This window comes from Mycobacterium sp. NPDC050853 (genome assembly GCF_040653875.1).
Lineage (GTDB): Bacteria > Actinomycetota > Actinomycetes > Mycobacteriales > Mycobacteriaceae > Mycobacterium.
Window position 1 is genome coordinate 90,048 of the sequence record NZ_JBFAGW010000003.1, and the last position, 15,408, is coordinate 105,455.

The 15,408-nt window shown below is 64.7% G+C and carries 20 protein-coding genes; 8 read left to right on the forward strand and 12 right to left on the reverse strand.

Annotated features, from left to right (window positions below; all coding sequences use genetic code 11):
* Positions 1-17 precede the first annotated feature (17 nt).
* The gene (locus AB0H22_RS12315; protein ID WP_180750822.1) at positions 18-707 is read left to right on the forward strand and encodes an alpha/beta hydrolase; all 690 of its coding nucleotides are present in this window, start codon (positions 18-20) and stop codon (positions 705-707) included.
* On the opposite strand, the gene AB0H22_RS12320 is transcribed toward AB0H22_RS12315, so the two are convergent.
* Positions 704-1,489: a DUF2470 domain-containing protein gene (locus AB0H22_RS12320; protein WP_180750470.1), complete on the reverse strand. Its 786-nt coding sequence runs from the start codon at positions 1,487-1,489 to the stop codon at positions 704-706. The genes AB0H22_RS12315 and AB0H22_RS12320 overlap by 4 nt on opposite strands.
* 147 nt (positions 1,490-1,636) lie before the next feature.
* On the opposite strand from AB0H22_RS12320, the gene pheA reads away from it, so the two are divergent.
* On the forward strand, positions 1,637-2,560 hold the full coding sequence (gene pheA, locus AB0H22_RS12325; protein ID WP_180750471.1) for a prephenate dehydratase: 924 nt from the start codon (positions 1,637-1,639) through the stop codon (positions 2,558-2,560).
* Entirely contained in the window at positions 2,557-3,243 is a 687-nt protein-coding gene (locus AB0H22_RS12330; protein ID WP_180750472.1) for a histidine phosphatase family protein, read from the forward strand. The genes pheA and AB0H22_RS12330 overlap by 4 nt, the downstream gene beginning before the upstream one ends.
* Here the strand turns inward: AB0H22_RS12330 and AB0H22_RS12335 are convergent.
* From AB0H22_RS12335 to AB0H22_RS12365, 7 genes are all read right to left on the reverse strand, one after another.
* The gene (locus tag AB0H22_RS12335; protein ID WP_180750473.1) at positions 3,240-3,467 is read right to left on the reverse strand and encodes a hypothetical protein; all 228 of its coding nucleotides are present in this window, start codon (positions 3,465-3,467) and stop codon (positions 3,240-3,242) included. The two genes, AB0H22_RS12330 and AB0H22_RS12335, sit on opposite strands and share 4 nt — an antisense overlap.
* 59 nt (positions 3,468-3,526) lie before the next feature.
* A complete protein-coding gene (locus tag AB0H22_RS12340) occupies positions 3,527-3,667 on the reverse strand; it encodes a hypothetical protein (protein ID WP_180750474.1) in 141 nt (46 codons plus the stop codon).
* A gap of 54 nt (positions 3,668-3,721) precedes the next feature.
* Positions 3,722-4,465 carry an ESX secretion-associated protein EspG gene (locus tag AB0H22_RS12345; RefSeq protein WP_180750475.1) on the reverse strand — a complete coding sequence of 248 codons (744 nt, stop codon included), beginning with the start codon at positions 4,463-4,465 and terminating at the stop codon, positions 3,722-3,724.
* The gene (locus AB0H22_RS12350; protein WP_180750476.1) at positions 4,462-5,499 is read right to left on the reverse strand and encodes a PPE domain-containing protein; all 1,038 of its coding nucleotides are present in this window, start codon (positions 5,497-5,499) and stop codon (positions 4,462-4,464) included. Before AB0H22_RS12350 ends, AB0H22_RS12345 begins: the two co-directional genes overlap by 4 nt.
* Positions 5,500-5,502: 3 nt before the next feature.
* On the reverse strand, positions 5,503-5,874 hold the full coding sequence (locus tag AB0H22_RS12355; RefSeq protein WP_180750477.1) for a PE family protein: 372 nt from the start codon (positions 5,872-5,874) through the stop codon (positions 5,503-5,505).
* 145 nt (positions 5,875-6,019) lie between these two features.
* Complete coding sequence (locus AB0H22_RS12360; RefSeq protein ID WP_180750478.1) at positions 6,020-6,370, reverse strand: metallopeptidase family protein; 351 nt, start codon at positions 6,368-6,370, stop codon at positions 6,020-6,022.
* Between the two features lie 28 nt (positions 6,371-6,398).
* The gene (locus AB0H22_RS12365) at positions 6,399-8,045 is read right to left on the reverse strand and encodes a septum formation family protein (protein WP_358146772.1); all 1,647 of its coding nucleotides are present in this window, start codon (positions 8,043-8,045) and stop codon (positions 6,399-6,401) included.
* Positions 8,046-8,121: 76 nt separating this feature from the next.
* Here AB0H22_RS12365 and AB0H22_RS12370 point away from each other — a divergent pair, with 76 nt between their 5' ends.
* Genes AB0H22_RS12370 through AB0H22_RS12385 form a run of 4 tightly spaced genes read left to right on the forward strand, consistent with a single transcriptional unit; the run spans position 8,122 to position 11,182 of the window.
* The gene (locus AB0H22_RS12370) at positions 8,122-8,580 is read left to right on the forward strand and encodes an ankyrin repeat domain-containing protein (RefSeq protein ID WP_358146773.1); all 459 of its coding nucleotides are present in this window, start codon (positions 8,122-8,124) and stop codon (positions 8,578-8,580) included.
* Positions 8,581-8,601: 21 nt separating this feature from the next.
* Positions 8,602-9,858 carry a serine--tRNA ligase gene (gene serS, locus AB0H22_RS12375; RefSeq protein ID WP_358146774.1) on the forward strand — a complete coding sequence of 419 codons (1,257 nt, stop codon included), beginning with the start codon at positions 8,602-8,604 and terminating at the stop codon, positions 9,856-9,858.
* Positions 9,855-10,676: a DUF5718 family protein gene (locus AB0H22_RS12380; RefSeq protein WP_358146775.1), complete on the forward strand. Its 822-nt coding sequence runs from the start codon at positions 9,855-9,857 to the stop codon at positions 10,674-10,676. The genes serS and AB0H22_RS12380 overlap by 4 nt, the downstream gene beginning before the upstream one ends.
* Before the next feature lie 47 nt (positions 10,677-10,723).
* Positions 10,724-11,182: a nitroreductase/quinone reductase family protein gene (locus AB0H22_RS12385; protein ID WP_358146776.1), complete on the forward strand. Its 459-nt coding sequence runs from the start codon at positions 10,724-10,726 to the stop codon at positions 11,180-11,182.
* Here AB0H22_RS12385 and AB0H22_RS12390 read toward each other — a convergent pair.
* Positions 11,179-12,732, reverse strand: a complete 1,554-nt coding sequence (locus AB0H22_RS12390; protein ID WP_358146777.1) for an MBL fold metallo-hydrolase — start codon at positions 12,730-12,732, stop codon at positions 11,179-11,181. The genes AB0H22_RS12385 and AB0H22_RS12390 overlap by 4 nt on opposite strands.
* Before the next feature lie 119 nt (positions 12,733-12,851).
* Here AB0H22_RS12390 and AB0H22_RS12395 point away from each other — a divergent pair, with 119 nt between their 5' ends.
* A complete protein-coding gene (locus AB0H22_RS12395; RefSeq protein ID WP_180750485.1) occupies positions 12,852-13,295 on the forward strand; it encodes a MarR family winged helix-turn-helix transcriptional regulator in 444 nt (147 codons plus the stop codon).
* Positions 13,296-13,324: 29 nt separating this feature from the next.
* Here the strand turns inward: AB0H22_RS12395 and AB0H22_RS12400 are convergent, their stop codons facing one another.
* From AB0H22_RS12400 to AB0H22_RS12410, 3 genes are read right to left on the reverse strand one after another with little or no spacing between them, the layout of a single operon-like run.
* Positions 13,325-14,062 carry an AAA family ATPase gene (locus AB0H22_RS12400; protein WP_180750486.1) on the reverse strand — a complete coding sequence of 246 codons (738 nt, stop codon included), beginning with the start codon at positions 14,060-14,062 and terminating at the stop codon, positions 13,325-13,327.
* Entirely contained in the window at positions 14,059-14,622 is a 564-nt protein-coding gene (locus tag AB0H22_RS12405) for a CHAP domain-containing protein (protein ID WP_180750487.1), read from the reverse strand. Before AB0H22_RS12405 ends, AB0H22_RS12400 begins: the two co-directional genes overlap by 4 nt.
* A 39-nt stretch (positions 14,623-14,661) precedes the next feature.
* Entirely contained in the window at positions 14,662-15,384 is a 723-nt protein-coding gene (locus AB0H22_RS12410) for an aminoglycoside 3'-phosphotransferase (RefSeq protein WP_180750488.1), read from the reverse strand.
* Positions 15,385-15,408: the final 24 nt, after the last annotated feature.

The following is a 15,408-nucleotide window of genomic DNA, read 5'->3' on the forward strand; positions in this document are numbered from 1 at the left end:
CTGGTATTGGTGGAAGAGTGTCCGATGTGGTGAGCACTCTCCGCTATGTGGCGTCGCCCGATGGGGTGCGGTTGAGTCTGACGGTCTCAGGTGCGGGTCCTCCGCTGGTGGTGGTGCATGGCGCGATGGATTCCGGATCGAGCTGGTCCGATGTCGCTGCGGCACTGGACCGGGATTTCACCTGCTTCCTCATCGACCGGCGTGGTCACGGTGCGAGTACCGACGCGGAGGAACACAGCCTGGCGCGGGAGGCCGACGATGTGATCGCGGTGGCGGCCGCGGCGGGACCCGATGCGGTGATACTCGGCCATTCGTTCGGCGCCGTCGTCGTGCTGGAGGCGTTGCGCCGTGGACTCGATGCGGCGGCCGTGGTCCTTTACGAGCCACCGCTTCCGGTATCGGCTGGCGTGGCGGCGGCGAATCGGGAAGGGAGTGCGGCGGTTCGAGCGCGCTCGGTGACCGTCTCACGGGAGTTCGAGGCGCTGGATCGATGTGTCGAGGTGCTCGGTGAGTACACCCGGACGGTCACCCCGATGCTGCTTCTCGAAGGAATGAACTCGCCGCCGCAATTCCGCGAGCCGGTGGGGTATCTGGCTCGGCGGGTGGTTGGCGCGCGAGTGAAAGAGCTTGTGGGACAAGATCATTTTGCGCATCGGAATGCTCCGGCAATGTTCGCCGGGGTGCTACGTGAGCTGTTGCTGGGTTAGATCTTGCGCGCGCGCAACCCGTTGAGGAATGGGCAGCCGGCCAGGATACGCAGGGCCTGGCTCAGGCCCGCGGTGTCGTCGACGGGCTGGTTGAAGGGCAGCCGGACGTCGTGATCGCCGTCGGCGCCCTCGACCCGCAGCTGGATGCCGTAGCGATCGATGCCGAGTAGCCGCACCTCGCCGTGTTGCAGATTCAGCGGAAGCCGGCGCGCCAACCGTTCGACGAGATCCCGGTGGTCTTGGTCGATATGCGACAGCCACCCGGCCTCAAGTGCGCAGAAGGGATCGGGTCGGGCACCGAGTAGGGACGTGACGTCCACCGATTCGGCTCCTGTCGAATCGGCGACGACGACGGATTCCACGGTCAGACACAGCAGCACCGAGCCCGGCTCCGTGCGCAGCCGCATATCGGTGCGGATATCCAGGAGTGCCGGATCGGGTGTGCGGCTGGCGATGACATCGACGATGCCGCGAGCCTCCCGATCGGAGGCGGCTACCACGTTGCCGCGCACCCAGACCAGTGATCTGACCGGCTCACGCAGCGGAAGTGGCGCCTGATCGGTCAGTTCCAGGAGTGCTGGCATCCCTGGTCGGCCTGCGGTGATCACCGTCGCAGCGATGGCACTTTCCGATGGGACCGCGATGGCGAAGGTGCCGTCGTCGAACAGATGGTGCAGCGACGTGCCGACGACATCGGCACCGGCAATGGCGAGGGTTGAGCTCACGGCCCGTGCGCAGGCCGAACGAACGCGCTCGGCGGTGGTTGGCGGTGCTGCGGTCATGGTGACCCTTTCCTTTTCGAACCCTGAAGAACCCGACGAACTGAGGTAAGCCTAAGTTAACAACGGGCGGCGGAGAGTGCAAGGGACACCTGTGCTGCCGCCTGTGTCGAGGGTTCGCCGGGCGGTCGAACGCCTAAGGTTTGAAGTGTGCAGCGCATCACATACCTCGGGCCGCAAGGCACCTTCTCGGAAGCTGCGTTGACCAGGCTGCAGGCGTCGGGCCTCATCCCCGGGGCGGATTCGGTGGAGCCGGTCCCGGTCGTGAGCCCCCGCGAGGCGTTGGAGCAGGTACAGAAGGGCGACGCGTCCTATGCCTGCGTTCCGATCGAGAGTTCGCTTGAGGGACGAGTAGTGCCGACCCTTGACACGCTGGCGGGCGGTGCGCCACTGCAGATTTTTGCTGAGACCGTGCTTCCGGTGTCCTTCAGCATCGTGGTGCGGCCGGGCACCTCGGCGGATGCAGTCAAGACCGTGGCAGCTTTTCCGATCGCCGCTGCGCAAGTGCGGGAGTGGTTGGCCATCAACCTGCCCGATGCGGAGTTGGTGCCCGCCAATTCGAACGCCGCCGCCGCCGAGGACGTGCACGCCGAGCGTGCCGACGCCGGCGTGTCTACGGAATGGGCCGCCCAGCGGTGGGGACTGCACACCCGCGCCAGCGGTGTGGTGGACGAGCCCAACGCACACACCCGTTTCGTGTTGGTAGGGCAGCCAGGATCGCCGCCTCCGGCCACCGGATCGGATCGGACCTCGATGGTCTTGGCGCTGAGGAATGTGCCGGGAGCTCTTGCCGGTGCTCTGAACGAGTTCGCAATCCGGGATATCGACCTGACGTTCATCGAGTCGCGGCCTACCCGCACCGGTTTGGGCGTTTACCGGTTCTTCCTGGATTGTGTCGGCCATGTCGACGACATCGCTGTCGGCGAGGCACTGAAAGGACTGCATCGTCGTTGTCAGGATGTGCGGTATCTGGGATCGTGGCCACGAGCGGCGGCATCCGGGGGGGCCAACCCACCGGTGCTGGATGACGCCTCGGAGTGGCTCAACGGGTTACGGGAAGGGGAGGTGCTGTGAGTGGACGCCTGATCCTGGTGCGGCACGGACAGTCATATGGAAATGTCGAGCGCCGACTGGACACCAAACCGCCGGGTGCGCCGCTGACCGAACTCGGAATGCAGCAGGCCCGTCTCTTCGCAGAACAGTACGAGGAGCGCCCACCCGCGGTGCTGGTGCATTCGGTGGCGTTACGCGCCATACAAACTGCCAGTGGAATCGCCGAACATCTTGGGGTGCCGGCACTTCAAGCCGAGGGTTTACATGAGGTGCAGGCCGGTGAATTGGAGGACCGCAGCGACCTGGAGTCCTTTGAGATCTTCGACCGGGTGTACGAGCGCTGGCATTTCGGGGATGTCGATGCCCGGATGCCCGGCGGAGAATCCGCTCAGGACGTGTTTGACAGGTATCTACCCGTGGTCGCCGATCTGCGTCGGCGCCATCTCGAAAACGACGCGTCAGGCGGCGACGTGGTGATTGTGAGCCATGGGGCGGCGATCCGATTGGTGGCCGCCGCGCTTGCCGGAGTTGATCCGGGCTTCGCGGTGAACCGTCACCTGCTCAATACGGAAGCGGTTGTCTTGGCACCGATTACAGACGGACGATGGAGCTGCGTGCATTGGGGCGAGGCGGCGGCGCCCTTCCCCCATCAGGAAGCGGCCAGTGCCGAGGAGTTGGCGCAGTCGGCCGATCCGATGGGCTAACCGGCCAGCTGTATCTGCCTACCGCAATCGCATTGTGCGGTAACGCAATCAATGACGAGGCTGTGCCGCAGTAGGTGCGGCCCGTCGCAGTCGAATGCGGTGCAGTCGGCGTGACGGTAAGGATGCACGATCAACGTGCCATGGCAATGGTCGATATCGCGGGCGCAATCGCGGCATGCGACACCGCAGTGGATGGCGTCGCGCCACTCCGGTGATTTCTTCATACCCGAGTTGTAGCACCGGATACCGACAAGTCGCGGTAGCCGAGCGGGCGGTTCTCCGGCTAGTAGGCGTCGACCGACGTGTTCGTGGTGTTGGGCGTGCGGTGTGTGCTGACCCTGTCGGTGCGTCCGAGATCCGCCAGGTCGTGGACTGCTGGCGCCGGGTAGCCCGCGCCACCTGCACGTAAGACCGACAAGATCATCGAGACATGGCAGCGCCTTCTCGCAAAGCGGCGGCCCCGCGGCGTGTTGTCCGCCTACTCCAGGCCGAGGCTTTTGAGCGCGTGCCCCATCCGTTGCGGGGTCGCGGGCGTCAACGTCGCCCACAGGGCGCCGTCGCTGGAGGTGCTCGGGGTGGCCATGATCCGCCCAAAGGCGGTGTCGTACACGGCAACTCCGCCCGGTGCGCGATCGGTCACGCCGTCGATCCGTCGGATCGCGGTGATCTCGGTCATCGCGCCGCGACGAGCCATCGCCTTCGCGACACTTACCGCGTCGACCTTGGTGGCGCCGAGCGCCATGAGTCGACGGGCCATATCGCCGGGCTCGGCGTTGAGCGCCAGTGCCAGCTGCTCAGCGGGCGCGTTGATCGACCCGAACTTCAGCGGTGTGGCATCGCCCAGGTAGCGCCACAGTTCGGCGCCGAGTGAACCCGTCACCGACCGCATGGCGACACCTTCGCCGTCGTTGACCAGCAGCACATGCGCCTCGCCGTGTTCGACCAAGCACAGCCGCAGCATCTGCGATCCCGCCCAGCGCCGCACTGCCACCTGGCCGGTGGCCCTGCTGGCCGAGGTCAGCATGTCGCGCAGCGTCGGGTGAAGGTCCTCGCCCTTCAGTAGGTTGCGTTCCTTGAGCCTGGAACGCGCACCCTCCAGGGCATCTCGGTGAGCGACTTCGTCCTCGTGGCGCGGACCCGCTGCCAGCACAACCGGCAAGAGATCGTTCCCGGTGATCTCGCGGGTCAGTTCCAGTTCGTCGAAGTCCAGGCGGACGGTCACAGCTCCGCGCTCGCGCCGAGAACCGGTGGCGCCACCGCCCCCTTCGAGCCTCCGCGCTCGAACAGCGATGCGGCGTCGACACTTTCGAAATCGGCGACCTTATCGCTACCGGACTTGTTGGTCAGGATGTCCGGCAGCTCGACGGGCTTGCTCTCGTCACCCATGAAGACACCGGTGGCGCCGATGGCGGCGAGCTTCTCGTCGTCCTCGTTCTCATCCTTCTTGCCGCCACTGCCGGCCTTGATGCCCTTGCCTGCGCTGGCAGCCAGCGCACCACCGGCCATCATGCCGGCCATCGGGGCACCCATCCCGCCCATTCCAAAACCGCCGCCACCGGCGGAGATCGGGTTGGCAGTCATCGATACGGCCGCCGCGCGGGCGCTTTGCACACCGGGAATCGAGTCCGGGCTCAGCGGGCTCGGGCCCATCTCGGACAAGCCGACGCCTGCAGCGCTAACACCGGTGTTGCCGCTGTTGGCCTCGGACTTCTCTTCCGGGTACTTGATGATCTCCGGAGCGGGCGGGAATTCGACTACCTTGGCTGCGGGCTCGCTGGCCGACTCGTAGGTCTCCATGGCCTTGGCGGCCTGCAGATCGAGGTCCTGTTCCATGCCCTCGGTGGTGGCGGAGAGCCCGAAGAGCGGTCCGCCCGCAGACAGTGCCTCGGACTTGGCCTTCTCAAGCTGAGCCAGGTCGCTGATATGCGGCATATCGAGGACCGCGGTGCTGTACGACTCGGCGTACGTGTTCGCGGTGTCGCTGACCTCCTGGGTCAGTCCCGCCATCTTCTCGACCCATTCGGTGAACGGGGTCAGCTTGTTCAGTGCGTCCTCGGCGTGAGGCCCGCGGTACCCCTCCGTGAGCAGCTCGCTGACGCGCAGGCTGTTTTCGTGCACCTCGGCGAACGCGGTGCTGATCTCTTGCCAGGACAGCGCGCTGTCGACGACATGGGTCGGGCCTGCACCCGTGGTCAGGTCTAGGGCCAGCTTCTTTGCCTTGCGGGCCACCCAGTTGACACCAGTGAATCCGGTCATGATCTATTCCCCCACACCATTGAGACGGGCGGCATTGTTGCGTTCGAGGTCGACGAAGGCCTGCGAGTTCCGTCGGAATGCCTCGGCGATGCGCTTGAGCTGCTCGATGCCGTCCTTGGCGACCTTCTCGAAGTTCTCGTTGGTCTTCGCGGAGGCGTTCGCAACGGCGGTGGACACCTCGTCACGGCCCGCCGAGCCGAACTTCGCAGCCTCGAGCTGCTTGTCGAGAGCGTCCTGCAGTCGGTGCGCCATCGCGTCGTACTCGACAGCGGCATCCTTCATCACATCCGGATCGACCTGCAGAACAGTCCCCGGCTGGCTGGCCAGATCCCAACGGATTTCCTCACGCTGGGCGGGCGCCGGTACATCAGCCATCTTCTGTCCCCTTTCCCCCACTTGTCTCGCGTCGTCCTAAGGGCAGATTTGCCCTTTCACTAGAGAAGGACGGCGGATCCCTCTATTCGGTTCCATCATTCTCCAAGATTTTTGCGTTTTTTTCCAGCAAACCCCAGCCGCATCTTTAGCCCCAGCCCAGCTGGTGTAATCGCTCGTCGTCGATACCAAAATGATGAGCGATCTCGTGAATCACGGTGATCGTCACCTCATCGACCACCTCGTGTTCGCTGGAGCACATCTCCAGCAACGGCTCGCGATAGATCGTGATGGTGTCCGGAAGTGCACCGGCGTAGAAGCTGTCGCGTTCGGTAAGCGCGATGCCCTCGTACAGCCCGAGGAGGTCCGAATCCTCTGGATGACGGTCCTGAACCAGCACCACCACATTGTCTATGGCAGCGGCGAGCTTCGGTGGTACAGCGTCGAGAGCGTCGGATACCAGCTCCTCGAACCGTTGCTCGCTCATCTGGACAGGCATTAGGCGTCGGCGTCGGAGGCAGGCACAGCTAGGCCGGCCCGGGTGGCGGAGCCCCCGCAGGCGCCTGCCCCGGTACCGCTCCCTCCATCGGCGGCCCCTCCATGGGGGGACCGTCCATCGGTGGGCCAGCCGGCGGCGGTGGTGGACCCGCGCCCGGAGGCAGCGTCGTCACGATCGTGTTGCCGGGAGGGTTGCTGGGGTTCGGCGCGGCAGAGGATGTCGGTGGTTGAGACGTCCGTGTCGGCTGCTGCGTCGTCTGCTGTGTTGGTTGTTGGGTGCGGGTTGGCTGCTGCGTATACGTCGGCTGCTGCGTGTAGGTGGGTTGCTGTGTCGGAGTGGGGGCCGGGGTGGTCGACAGCGGGATCGGCGGCATGTTCAGCCGGTCTGCGGGGATATCCGGCGGCGGCACCGGCGGCTGCCCGTTGATCAGCAGTGGCCCGCTCTTGGCGCTGTTGACCAGGGTCGACCATGCGCCGTTACCCAAGGTAGAGCCAATATTGCAGCTCACCTGCCGGCTACCGGCGGTCCAGCTGGGCAAGGTGATTGTGTTGTACGACAGCGTCAGCGTGGTGGCGCGGAACCCATCTGGGTTGCCCATGTATTCGTTGGTCAACCGGGTGCAGTTGTCCTTGATGAACGCGTCCTGATCGGGCTCGGGCGGAACCGACCCCGGGAACTGTTCGGCCAGGCTCACCGTCCCGGTGATCTCCATGGCGTGGGCCTTACTGCAGTCCACCGGGAGCTCGGTGGGCAGATTCGTGGTGGAGTCGATGCCCAGACAGGTGCCCACCGGCCAGATCTTGGACTGATCCTGCTCGGCCACCCTGCCGCGGAACAGTTGTTGCTGGTTGTCGGCGCCGGGGAGTTGCAGTCCACACAGCACTCGGCGTTCACCCGCCTCGGACCAGCCCTTTTCGCCGGACCACAGCATGCCCATGGTGAAACGGCTATTCGGGTCGTACCGATCTGCCAGGTACCGGTTGATGGCGACCTGGCACTGCTCCTGGCTGATCTCCTGGATGCGACCCATCGTGGGTGGCGGTGAATCCGGGCCGTACTCCTTGCCCGGGAAAGTGCGCAGGTCAATGGATTCGGCAACCTCGAAGCGGTGATCGCTCACACAGTCGACGATGCTGACATCGGCGGTGGAGGCGGGCCAGTTGAGGCACTCACCGGCCTTGGCGGAGTTGAAGGTGCTGTTGCCCGGGGCGCCGGTACTCGGCACGGGGTTGGAGTCGATCTTGTTGACCAAACGGTCCGCCGAGGTCCAGCCATCCGGCAGCGCTTGGGTAAGGCCTGCGATGAACAGTCCGCCAAAGGTGACGAGCAGCAATGCGCGGTGTGTGGACCGCTCTTTGAGCCCCTCCTTCAAGCCTTCCCACCAGTGGGGTTTCTCGGATTTCGGCGCGGCGTCGTTCTGGTCCTCGAGCTCGTCGGCGTGAGCCTTGTCGGCATCGTGGGTATCGGGGTATTCCTGGACTTCCGCCTGTGGTGATTCGGCGGCCTCGGCAGATTCGGTGGGGGTGTCTGAGGCTTCCACGGGCGGCGCGGCAGCATCCGGAGACTCGGCTGTGGAGTTTCCGGATGTGTCGTGGCCCAGCTCGTCGTTGGTGGATTCGCCCGCGGCGGACTCTTCCTGTTCGACGTTCGGCTTGGGTTCGGCTTCGTCACTCATACTGCAGTCATTGTTACAGGTGACGACAAGGGTTAGCCCAGCGATGCAGTCCGTATGCGCGGCTAGATTGAACTCTGTGACAACGATGGGACCTGACCGTTATGACGGCGACGACGCCGGGGACACTCCAGCGGGCGACGCAGAGCATCAGGCCCGCGTTGCCGAGCAGGTCGCCTCGCTCGCCCACGAACTGTTCGATATGGCCAGGGAAGGCAATGCGTCCACTCTGGCTGCCTACCTGGACTCCGGCGCACCCGTGGACCTGACAAATGAGGCCGGCGACACCTTGGTCATGCTCGCCGCCTATCACGGCAACACGTCAACGGTCCGGTCGCTGATATCGCGAGGCGCCGATGTGAACCGCGCCAATGACAAGGGGCAGACCCCGTTGGCGGGGGCGGTGTTCAAAGGCGCCGACGATATCGTCGAGATCCTTGTGAAGGCGGGGGCCGATCCCGCGACGGGGACGCCGTCGGCTCTCGATGCGGCACGAATGTTCAACAAGGCCGAGTACCTGAGCCTGTTCGGGGCCTGACGTCCCCGTAGTCTTCAGTGCGTGATCGACCTGAAGTTTCTGCGTGAAAACCCCGATGCGGTGCGTGCCTCGCAGCGTCTGCGGGGCGAGGATCCGGCGCTCGTCGATGTGCTGCTCGATGCCGATGTCGCGAGGCGGTCCGCCGTTTCCGCGGGTGACACCTTGCGTGCCGAGCAGAAGGCCGCCAGTAAGAAGGTTGGCCAGGCGACGCCCGAGGAGCGCCCCGCACTGTTGGCGGCCGCCTCCGAACTTGCGACGCAGGTGAAGGCCGCCGAGGCCGACCAGGTTGTTACGGAGGCCGCGTTCACCGAGGCGCACAAGTCGATCAGCAACGTGGTGATCGACGGAGTCCCTGCCGGCGGTGAGCAGGACTTCGTGGTCCGCGAGCTGGTAGGTGAGCCGACGGCCATCGAAAACCCCAAGGATCATGTGGAATTGGGTGAATCGCTGGGGCTGTTCGACATGGAGCGCGGTGCCAAGGTGTCTGGCGCGCGGTTCTACTTCCTCACCGGGTACGGCGCACTGCTACAGCTGGGCCTGCTGCAGCTGGCCGTACAGACCGCGGTGGCCAACGGCTGTACCCTGCTGATCCCGCCGGTGCTCGTCAAGCCCGAAATCATGGGTGGCACAGGATTTTTGGGTGCGCACGCCGATGAGGTGTACCACCTCGAGGCGGACGATCTGTACCTGGTAGGCACATCCGAGGTGCCGATCGCCGGGTACCATTCCGGCGAGATTCTCGACCTGGGTAACGGGCCGTTGCGCTACGCGGGGTGGTCAAGCTGCTTCCGTCGTGAAGCCGGCAGCTACGGCAAGGACACCCGCGGCATCATGCGTGTGCATCAGTTCGACAAGGTCGAGGCCTTCGTCTACTGCAAGCCCGAGGACGCCGAGGCCGAGCACGACAGAATACTGGGCTGGGAGCGGCAGATGTTGGCCCATATCGACGTGCCCTATCGCATAATCGATGTTGCAGCAGGTGATTTGGGTTCGTCCGCGGCGCGCAAGTTCGACTGTGAGGCATGGGTACCCACGCAGCAGGCCTACCGAGAGCTGACCTCCACCTCCAACTGCACCACCTTCCAGGCACGTCGGTTGGCGGTGCGCTACCGCGACGAGAATGGCAAGCCGCAGACGGCTGCGACTCTCAACGGCACGCTGGCGACCACCAGGTGGCTGGTGGCCATCCTGGAGAACCATCAGCTACCCGACGGCAGCGTCAGGGTGCCTCAGGCTCTGGTTCCGTTCGTCGGAACCGAAGTGTTGGAGCCCAAGTGATCGAGCTGGACCTCGGGGAACTGCGTACCTGGTTCGGCTTCGGGGTGGCCGGGAACTTTGCCGGCCATCTCGAACAGGCCGGGGAGTCAGCGGATTTCGTGAATGTCGTCACGGATACTCCCGCCGGGACATCCGCCCCCAAGGGGATCTTCCCCTGGTACGTCCCTGGCGATAGCGGGTTCTTGGGACACTTCCCGCTCTCGCACGACGCGACGGTGCTGCCGGAGAGCGATACCCCGCTGAACCTGCAGATCGAGCCCGAGGTGGGCTTGGCGTGCCGGGTGCACTGGCGCGGAGACATCGTCGCGTCATTGGAGCCGTTCGCGCTGGGTGCCTTCAACGACTGCTCGATCCGGCGGCCCAACGCGCCGAAGATCAGCTATAAGAAGAACTGGGGTGCTGCGTCGAAAGGTGTTGCGCAACAGTTCTTTGAGGTTGGCGATCTCACCCCGGACGGGCCGACCGCCACCCTGCGGCTGAGCTGCCAGCTGCACACCGCGGATGGGCAGGAGCATGAGTACGGCGTCGACAGCCCGTTGCTCGGATACTCCTACTACGGTGAGGTTCTGCTGGACTGGATCACCGAGCGGCTGGACAACCAAAAGGGTTCTCCGGATACGCCGCTGGAGGACGTGGGCGCACTCATGGTGGCCGCCGGGCATCCGGCGCATGTGCTGATCGGCATCGGCGCGACCAAGTACACACCGCTGGGGGAGTCCACGTATCTGCAGGCAGGTGACGAGGCGGTGGTGCGCGTCTACTCCACCGAATCCGATGAGGTGTCTGAGCTGCGGCAGCGGGTGCGAAGCGTCCACTAGGCGGGAGAGTTGACGCGGTGCGGCGGGGTTCCCGCTAGCGTCGACGCATGACTGAAGGTGTGACCTCGGATACCTACCGGGAACTTTCTGAAAATGGTGTGCAGAAACACAATAACCGGATGATCAAGCTGCTCCGTGAGAACGGCGGCAAGCTGCCGGGAGTGCCGGACAGTGAGATGTCGGTGCTTATCTTGAGGATCACCGGCGCCAAATCGGGAATTGAACGGCTGACACCGCTGGGCTACTTCGAGCACCTGGGGCGCAGGTTCATTGTCGGATCCAATGGTGGGCAGCAGAATCCCCCGGCGTGGATCTTCAATGTGCGCGCCAATCCCGCGGTCAAGGTCGAGGTGGTTCCGGATACCTACGATGCCGTTGTGTGCGAGCTGAATTCGGCGCAGCGCGCGGAGATGTTCCCGGCGTTGGTGGCCAAGTACGCGTTCTTCGGCGATTATCAGTCGCGCATCGACCGGGTGATTCCGATGTTCGAGCTGGTCCCGAGCTAGCTGAGCCTCTTCGATCTGAGCTCGTGTCCCTTGGAGGTCAGGCAGCGGCCGTTCTCCAGGTTCCACTCCCACCCGTGCAGGTTGCACGTGAGCGTCTTTCCCTCCACCACACCAAATTTCGACAAGTCGGCCTTGAGGTGGGGACAGCGGCGCTGCAGCTCCCAACCGTCGAGCGTGATCGATGAACTGTCGTCGTGGGCCTCGGCGAACCAGCCGTCGGCGTAGGCGATGCGTTCATTGGTGAGGCATTTGAAGAACGTGTACAAGTACTCGTTGTAGCCACCCACCCGCCAGGCCTTGAAACGGGTGGACAAGAAGATGGTGTTCACCCAGTCCGGCTCGTCATCCCGTAGCACCGTGCGCACCAGCTCGGGTGCGATCGCGAAGCCGTAACGGTACTTCTCATTGGGAATCGGCTCGCGGACAATGCGTTTGGGAAAGTCCAGCACCACCGTCTCGGCGCCGAGTCGCAGCTCCACCGGATAGCCGATGCCATCGCAGATCTGATCGGTCTGTGTCATGATCGGCTCGAATTTGGCACGCAGTGGGCCAAGCAGTGGCTCGCCCTCGGCGGGCGCCCAGGACGCCTTCTCGCCGGCCAGCACGGGAGCCATCCGTTGAGCGTATGCCTCGATGTATGCGGCCTTGCCTGCGCCGAAGATGTGTTCGGCCTCCTCGTCGGACACCGGGTGCGTCAACGAATTCAGTTCGGAGCCAGTGAAATCGGCGACAGTGCCCGGAATCATCAGCAAGCCCTTGTCGTGGCCGTGCCGGCGCATCTGGTCCAGGAAGACCAGCTGGTCCGGGAAGATGTTCGCTGGATCGTCCTGGTCGTCGTTCAAGTCGCGCAGCTCGGGATCCAGGAAGCATGGTGGCCCCGCGGATGGGATGACCCAGGTGGCGCCAACCTGTGCGATGTACTGACGGCACCGATCCATCTGGCGCTGGCGCTTCTGTGTGCCGAAGGCCTCTTTGGCGCGGGCGGGCATGTCGTAGACCATCGGGTACCAGATGGCACCCGAGTACTGCAGCATGTGCACGTCGATATGGCCGAATTCTTCGGCCAGGACGTCCAGATCCACAGGGCGTGCATCGTTCATGTTGAAAGCCGTTGTGGTGCCGTCGGATACTACGAGGCCGGAGTCCCCGATGGGCCCATCGGCCGGAGCCCTCAGCGCGATGATCATGATGTCCAGATCGCCCTTGGGGCCGCTGATGCGATGCTTCGCCGAGTCCTGGGTTTCCACGAAGGTGTGGAAACCCAGCCCTTCGAGCTCGCGCCGAAGGTCCGGCACCGGGTAGTCGGGCAGCAGCACCACCGTGTCCTTGTTGACGTGCTCGGTGAGGTTCTTCGGGTCGTAGTGGTCCTTGTGCAGGTGCGAGACGTAGAGGTAGTCGCTGTTCCCGAGTCGGTCCCAGTCTAGGGTGCTGTTATCGGGGAACGGGAACCAGGAGGCGAAGTACGCAGGGTTGACCCAGGGGTCGCAGAGGATGCTGCCTGCCGCCGTCTCGATGAAGAATCCGGCGTGGCCGACACTGGTGACTCGCATGGCTCCCAGCCTATCGAGCTGCGGTTTCGGTGCAAAAGTGTGCGCGTACCGCGGGAAAATGCACCGAAATCCTCTAGACCAGAGATAGATGGTTAGAGAAGCTACGTAAAATTGGGTTCGTGACCACCACCGATGGCCTTACCGCCGACGTCCTTACCGTGATCGCGCGGCTCAACCGCTGGGTGTCCAGCCAGGCCCAGCTGCCCGTACCCACCGGACAGGCGCGGCTTCTCGCTCTCGTAGGTGAGATGGCGGACGCCCGGATCTCGGAGCTGGCGCTGGCCGATCACTGCAGCCAGCCGACCATGACGGTGCAGCTGCGGCGACTGCAGGATGCCGGATACGTCGAACGCCGTGTCGACCCCACCGATAAGCGGGCGCAGCGGATCACGCTGACCCCGGCGGGGGGTGAGGCCCTTGTCGCCATGCGCGCCGAGCGTCAGTCCGTTCTCGATCCGTGGCTGAGCACGTTGCCGTCCGATGAGCAGCGCACCCTCGCCGAAGCCGCCGCGATTCTCGAAGGCCTTACCCACCGGATGTCCGCGCAGTCGAGCGGCATTTAGCGGAGGAGTGCTGCGTCAGCAGAGCCCGGTCACGGCGCCTCGAACAGGTGGCGCAGATAGGACTGCGGATCGGCCAGGAACCGTTGCCAGTGGATCACCATCTCCAGGTTCTGCCAGTCCTGTCGCTGAACGCCGTCCTCGCTGAACTCCAGGATGGTGGCGCCGGGGAATGCCGCCAGAACGGGGGAGTGGGTCGCCATGATGACCTGAGACCCCGCGGCGACGACGGCGTCGAGCATCGCCATCAACTGCAGGCACGAGGTGAAGGAGAGCGCAGCTTCGGGCTCGTCGAGGATGAAAAGCCCGCGCTCCATGTCCCGCTCGGCAAGGAAGGCCAGAAACGACTCACCATGAGAGCGCTCGTTGAGGTTGCCCGTGAAGATCTGCTGGGGGGTGCGCTGGTCGACCGTGGTGAAGTGCTGGTGCATGGCCTCGGCGCGCAGGAAACATCCCCCGCCGGGGCGTGGATGCTCGGCGTCGAATGTCACCGCCCACGAGAGATCGGTGTCTTCACGGCCGGGTGGTGGCGCCCAGTATTTGACCGCACCCGGAAGCCGCGTCGGGTTGCCTAGGGCGTCGATACCGCCCCATGACGTGGCCACCGCCTCCAGGAACGTGGACTTGCCGGAGCCGTTCTCCCCGACGATCACGGTGACGCCGGTGGTCAACCGCAGGGGCTCCGCTGCGATCTGCGCTATCGAGGGAATCGCCAAATACCAGGCGGCGGTCAGCCTTTCGCGCTCGATCGTGATCTGACGCAGGATCACTCGTAGCGCCCATACCCGGTGATGCCCAGGTCATCAGTGGCCGCATAGGTCGACAACCCCACTCCGCGGCCCTCGCCGCCCCCGACGGTGGTGAGGGTGCCGTTGTCGTTGATGAGCACGATGTTGACGTGCTGGCCCTTTGGGCTCGGTTCGTCGTACAACACCATGTCGCCGGGCCGCGGCGAGTAGTCGCGGGTCTCGTATCGTCCTTGGTCTTTGAGATACGAGGTCAACGTCAGCACCCCGGGGATGCGCCAGTGCCCTGAGTTCGGGTTGGCGAACGGCGTGCCCGACGCGCGCATCACCCAGCTGGTGAAGTCGGCACACCACGGCTCGTCGTTGCCCTCGGAGTACTTCGCCATTCCCGCCTGCTCGGCGTATTCCTGCCCGAGGATGCGGACGACGGCTGCGCGTCCCGGCGACAGTGCAGAGGTGTTGACGACGGGAAACGCCGGGGTTGCGGTGCGGGAACGGTAGAAGCCGATGGCACCGCTCGCCACCACCACAAGGGTCGTGACGAGTGCCAGCAGGAGCAATGCCCGGCGGGTCGGAGGACGCATGCACTCCAGATTACGGAGATTTGCCCGCCGCCCCGGGCACTAGTCCTCGGCATCCCAAAGCCGCCGGTAGTAGGCCATGCGTTCGGAGTCTGCTGTGACGCCGTAGGCCTCGAGGAAGGTCGCATCCCACCCGGCGCCGTAGTTCCATTCCAGCGACCAGCTGGCCACCGCGAGGTCGGCCCAGCGATCGGCGATGCCCAGGTCGCCGAAGTCCACATGCCCAGACCAGTTCCCGTAGTCGTCGAGGAGAGTGTTGGGCGCACAGGCATCACCGTGGCAGACCACCAGGTGATCGATCGGCGGGTGCGGTGTCAGGTCGGTGTGGTCCGCCACGCGGGCCAGTCTGTCGGCCACCGACCAGCTGTACGGACAGCCTTCGACGGGCAGCCGGTCGTGCAGGGCACGCAGCCCGGAACCGATGGCGCGGACTGCCGTTTCAGGGTTGTCGACCCAGCGGGGCGCCACCGCGCTATCTCCGGGGATGCCGGCGGTGTGCAGCCAATGCAGTGGTGTGTCGGTGTTGACGCCCAGCACGACGGGAACCGTCATGTATTGGCTCGTCCAGGTGAGCTTCTCGGCCTCAGCCTGTAGGTCGATCTCCGGGTGCGGCGCCGATACCTTCACGAACTCGCGGCTGGGCCCATCGCCGATTTGGAAGGTGCGACCGCCAATTTCGTTGTTCCACACCGGGAGTATCGAGCGTCCCGCCGCGAGCTGCGACACGATTTCGGGGATGGCCACCGGCTCGGTCGGAATCGTCACCGTTTCAGTCTGCCGGTTGTTGGC

Excerpts from the sequence above, each read along its gene's own strand:
- AB0H22_RS12320 (WP_180750470.1), bottom strand. The coding sequence starts at position 1,489 with ATGACCGCAGCACCGCCAACCACCGCCGAGCGCGTTCGTTCGGCCTGC.
- AB0H22_RS12335 (WP_180750473.1), bottom strand. The coding sequence starts at position 3,467 with ATGAAGAAATCACCGGAGTGGCGCGACGCCATCCACTGCGGTGTCGCA.
- AB0H22_RS12340 (WP_180750474.1), bottom strand. The coding sequence starts at position 3,667 with ATGATCTTGTCGGTCTTACGTGCAGGTGGCGCGGGCTACCCGGCGCCA.
- AB0H22_RS12350 (WP_180750476.1), bottom strand. The coding sequence starts at position 5,499 with ATGACCGGATTCACTGGTGTCAACTGGGTGGCCCGCAAGGCAAAGAAG.
- AB0H22_RS12355 (WP_180750477.1), bottom strand. The coding sequence starts at position 5,874 with ATGGCTGATGTACCGGCGCCCGCCCAGCGTGAGGAAATCCGTTGGGAT.
- AB0H22_RS12360 (WP_180750478.1), bottom strand. The coding sequence starts at position 6,370 with ATGCCTGTCCAGATGAGCGAGCAACGGTTCGAGGAGCTGGTATCCGAC.
- AB0H22_RS12365 (WP_358146772.1), bottom strand. The coding sequence starts at position 8,045 with ATGAGTGACGAAGCCGAACCCAAGCCGAACGTCGAACAGGAAGAGTCC.
- AB0H22_RS12385 (WP_358146776.1), top strand. The coding sequence starts at position 10,724 with ATGACTGAAGGTGTGACCTCGGATACCTACCGGGAACTTTCTGAAAAT.
- AB0H22_RS12390 (WP_358146777.1), bottom strand. The coding sequence starts at position 12,732 with ATGCGAGTCACCAGTGTCGGCCACGCCGGATTCTTCATCGAGACGGCG.
- AB0H22_RS12405 (WP_180750487.1), bottom strand. The coding sequence starts at position 14,622 with ATGCGTCCTCCGACCCGCCGGGCATTGCTCCTGCTGGCACTCGTCACG.